Source organism: Planctomycetota bacterium (genome assembly GCA_039182125.1).
Taxonomy (GTDB): Bacteria; Planctomycetota; Phycisphaerae; order Tepidisphaerales; family Tepidisphaeraceae; genus JBCDCH01.
In genome coordinates this window covers 1-4,193 of record JBCDCH010000128.1, presented here as the reverse complement: position 1 = coordinate 4,193, position 4,193 = coordinate 1, and the positions used below count along the sequence as shown (strand labels likewise).

2 protein-coding genes are annotated in these 4,193 nt (G+C 65.4%); both read left to right on the top strand.

Translation table 11 applies throughout. From position 1 onward, the window contains the following. Window positions 1–84 precede the first annotated feature (84 nt). Window positions 85–2,094: a hypothetical protein gene (locus AAGD32_18390; GenBank protein MEM8876218.1), complete on the top strand. Its 2,010-nt coding sequence runs from the start codon at window positions 85–87 to the stop codon at window positions 2,092–2,094. 523 nt (window positions 2,095–2,617) lie between these two features. After that, the coding region (locus AAGD32_18385; protein ID MEM8876217.1) for a hypothetical protein at window positions 2,618–4,193 on the top strand (1,576 nt) is incomplete at its 3' end.

Here is a 4,193-nt window from a genome sequence, read left to right as displayed (position 1 = left end):
CGGCCCGCCGTCAATTTTCACCTGCTTCAAATTGCCGCATGCGACCGGTCGTCATCGGGTCGATTCCTAAACTGTCCCACTGCCATGGCTCTGCTCAACGCGCTATTCCAACGCACGCTCAACAGCGTCCGGTTCGGCATTTTCATCATGGCCTGTCTCGGCGTGTACATCGCCGTCGGCAGCGGCATCCCGGAGGTCCGCGAGTTCTTCGAGATGAACGAGATGGAGTTCTTCAACTGGTGGCCGATGCCGCTGATGGCCTTCCTCCTGATCGCCAACCTGACGTTCGTTACGTTCAACCGCATTCCGTTCACTCCGCCGCGATATGGCGTGTGGATGATCCACGCGGGCATCGTGATCCTCACACTTGGCCTGATGGCGTACTTCAGCCAGAAGGTCGAGGGTCTGACGATGATCCGGCAGGGCCAGCCGCCCAAACAGTACTTCTATGACGCTTTCGAGCGGGCGTTGTATGTCCGGGCGGGCAGTCGGTCGGCCGAGCCGGTGCCGTTGCCGGACTTGCCGCGGTTCGACGAATCGCCAGATTATGTCGGCGACAAGCTGATGCCGGCGATTCGCTCTTACGATCCCGAACAGCGTGCCGGCGTTCCGACGCCGATCCACGAATCGCTCGGCCTCGACGAGCCGGTCACGCTGCAGGTCGTCGGTTACTACCCGTACGCCGCCGTCGATCCGCAATACACGATCGGCCATGACGACGGTGACACCGCCCTAAAAGTCACCCACCGCCACCACGATCACGGCCCCGAGGGTCATGTCGAAGGCGAACCCGAGCCTGAAGCTGACATCACGTGGATGGTCGCGTCCCGGCCGGGTGCCGACCAGATGTTGCTCCACGACATCGAGTTTCGTCACATCGACCGCATCGATCTCGAGCCGGACCAGCTTTTGCGCGCGGCGGAGGACACGCACCGATTTCGCATTACGGTCGATGGGCAGACCGAGGAGTTCGGCCTGGTGCCCGGCGGTTCGGCCGAGGCGTTCGGCTATGCGTTCGTCGCCGAGCGGTTCTGGCCGCGCTGGACCGCGATCGACGGCTCGACGACCGACGCGTTCAGCCTGCGCGTGACAACGCCCGACGGCCAGACGTTCCGGCGGATGGTGCTCGACGGGCGAGACGTGCAGACCGACTTCGTGATCGGTGCCGAGGGTGCCGGGCCGATGGGCGCGCGTCAGCCCGAGCCGCTCGATGTGGGGTTGGACATCAACTACCGCTTCCTCGACGGTCTGCGGCTTTGGCCACGGATCGGCAAGATGCTGCAGCGGGCCCAGCGGGAGACGTTCCTGACCACCCCGGTCGGCGGCATCCATCGCCTGACCACGTTCTCCGACGCACCGCCGGAGTTGCAGACCTATGACGATGTCCTGCAGATGGGCGACATCACGATGGAACGGTTCGACGGCGTTCGGCGGACCGATCGCATCGTGATCGTGCCCCCGGAGCAGCGTGAGCGTGACGCGGGCCGGGCGGGTGCGTTCCAGGTGGTGCAGGTCAGGGTCGCCAGCGGAGATTTTGAAACGACGGTGGTCGTGCCGTTCATGCAGTTCGTTTACGAGTATGGCTGGACCGGGCCGGTCGTGGACATCCCGGGGGCGAGCCAGCCGATCCGCATTCAGATGGGCAACTATGCCCGGCCAATGCCGGTCGCGGTCGCATTGGAGAAGTTCGAGGCAGTCCCATACCCCGGCGGTATCGCGCAGGCCGGGTTCACCATGCGGGACTTTCGCTCGACGCTCGACATCGTTCAGCCGGCCACCGGCGAGATCACCGAGGGCGTCGCCAGCATGAACAGCCCGGTCTACGTCCGCGACGAATCGATTCCGCTCATCGGCCAGTCTTGGCTGCTCTATCAGGCGTCGTGGAACCCCGAGGACCAAACCTACACGGTCCTCGGCGTGGGTAATCGGCCGGGGGTGTACACGATGATCATCGGCAGCGTGCTGATGTTCATCGGGCTGATGTGGGCGTTTTACCTGAAGCCGGTACTCATCCGGCGGGCCAAGCAGGCGGCGCTGGCCAAGCACGCGGCAGGGCGGAAGCCGACCGCCGTTCCGGACATGGTTCCTGCCTGACGGCGCGCCCGAGTCGCCGGCGAATCTCGGCCGATTAACCCGGCGACTTCACGCATTTCGTGCAATCGGCCCTATCGGACGCAAAATACATCGTCGCGCAGTCCGGTGTCGTTTGCAGCCCAAACGGGGTTGCGATACATTCCGCGACCGACCGCTGGTTTCGGTGGGTTGTCAACGTCCCAAAGGATGTAGCTTCCCAGTACTACCGACAAACACCGGCTGTCTTGGGAACCGTCGGGACGCAACCGCGTCCAACCCGGACGCGGAGGCGTTCGAGTCATGGCGGAAACCACGGCACGGATGCCGAGCAGTTGGACGCGTCGGCCCGCAATGGGCCAAACAGTGAACGACGTGTATCACGAACGAACCACCCCTGCACCCGGCCAACGACCAACGACGACCCCCACACCATCCGGCAAGCATGTCGCGGGCACCGCGAACCTCTTTGATGCGACCTTATTTGACCCGAGGAACGACCATGACGTTTGAGCCCGCTTCCAATCAGCCGAACACACCGTCCACCATGAACCCGATGACCGACAACGACGCGCCGCAGAACGTTTCCCCCGCATCGACCGACCGTGGCCCGGCCGGCCGTTCCCGCCTGGCTCTTGCCGCGGCACTGGTGCTTCCGGCGATCACGGCCGGCACTGTCCTGGCCGAGACCGCGGTGGATGCCCCCGCCGCCGACGAGCCCATGGGCGATGCCCAGTTGGTCGGGTACATGACCCAGAACCTCAGCGGCCCCGAGTTGCTGGAGTCCGCCGCCGGCGACATGCGGGCCGGTCGTTACGAGGAAGCCCTCGCAAAGCTCCAGCAGATCGACCCCGCAAGCCTCTCGGGCAGCGAGGCCGCGAGCTACAACGCGATGGTTGATGAAGCCGGCACCGCCGCCCGTGAGCGCCGCGTCGCCCGTGCCCAGTTCGAGGCCGGCGAGCAAGCCCAGGCCGACGGCGACCTGCCCGCTGCCGCAACCGCCTACTACGCCGCCCAGCAGAACGCCTTCGCCGACGCCGGCACCCGGGCCAAAGCCCGCGAGGAGTTCGCCCTCGTTGGCGAGAAGCTCAAGGCCCAGGTCGATGCCAAAAGCCTCTACCAGACGGCCAAGCGCGAGTACAACGACGGTTCGTACGACGCGGCCCGTCCGAAGCTCATCGTTCTTGAAGCCATCGGCTTCCGGGCACCGGCCTTCCAGTCCAGCCCGCGGGTGATTCTCGGCAAGATCGAGCGGGCGGCCGGTCCGGTCGTTGTTGCGGTGGACATGCCCGAGACTGCCGTGCCGGCGATGGCCGATGAGTCGGTCGAGACGCCGTCCGTGGAAACACCCGCCGAGGTCGCCGATGCATCCGTGACCGAATCGACGGAGATGGCCGAGTCCGCCTCGGCAACGACGGTGGCCGCGACGGAAAACTCCGCCGACGCCATCGCCGCTTACGAGTTGGGCATGCGTCAATACCGGGCCAAGGACTACGACTCGGCCAAGGCATCGATGGCACGTGCCCAGGAGCTCGGTTACACGCCCGGCGCTTTCGAAGACAGCCCCGAGAAGGTTCTCGAGCGGATCGCATCGCTGCAGGCCGGTGGTTCGGCTGCCGGTACCACGGTTGCCGCGCAGGAAGAAGTCGAGTTCGTCCCCGCGACCGACGCCAGTACCCAACCCGACGTCGCCGCGACGTTGCCGGCCAACGATCTTGAATCCGCCGCTCGTGCCGAGCAGCTCAAGCGTGCCCAAGACGCGGCCAAGGCCGACGCGCTCGTGGCCGAAGCTCGCCAAGCTGAGTCCGCCGGCGAACTCGCCCGGGCGACCGAGCTCTACAACGAAGCCCTCGGCTTCAACCCCGGCAACCGTGCCGCCAACGAAGGCCGAAACCGCATGATCGGTGCCCGTGGCCTCGATCCGCGGCAGGAATCGCTCATCACCAAGTTCGAAAAGGAGGTCGAAGCCGAGCGGCAAGCGATCCAATACCAGATCGCCAACGCGATCACCGAGGCCCAGGCCTCCCTGGACGGCAACGACTTCAACTCGGCTCGCAACTCGATCCAGCAAGCCCGGCTCCAGCGCAATCTCAACCCGCTGATCTTCACGGACGCCGAGCTCG

Coding starts and splice junctions, on each gene's coding strand:
- AAGD32_18390 (MEM8876218.1), top strand. CDS start 85: ATGGCTCTGCTCAACGCGCTATTCCAACGCACGCTCAACAGCGTCCGG.